Here is a 259-nt window from a genome sequence, read left to right on the forward strand (position 1 = left end):
TGATCACGATCATGTACAAGATGAAAACTGATGTCTTTCGCAATAAGAAGTTTGTCCAAATTGCCATGATCGTTATTTTCTTTCTTTTGATCGCCGCCTTTTTCTTCCAAAAAAGGAATGGTGCATGGGGCTGGCTCTCGATTGCAGGATTCTCTGTTCAGCCAGCGGAGTACTTAAAGTTTATTACCATTTGGTTCTTGTCGGTCACATTCTCTTATCGCCAAGAGGGCATCCAGCAAGACTTCTGGGGTTCTGTGAG

At 43.2% G+C, this 259-nt stretch carries 1 protein-coding gene; it reads left to right on the top strand.

Annotation, left to right across the window (positions count from 1 at the left end; genetic code table 11):
• Window positions 1-20 precede the first annotated feature (20 nt).
• Window positions 21-259 (top strand): FtsW/RodA/SpoVE family cell cycle protein (locus ACS2QP_RS28050; RefSeq protein WP_438883109.1); only part of this gene is annotated, 239 nt, incomplete at its 3' end.

Origin of the sequence: Bacillus cereus group sp. Bce019 (assembly GCF_051781745.1) — a bacterium.
In the GTDB taxonomy this organism is placed as follows: Bacteria; Bacillota; Bacilli; order Bacillales; family Bacillaceae_G; genus Bacillus_A; species Bacillus_A cereus.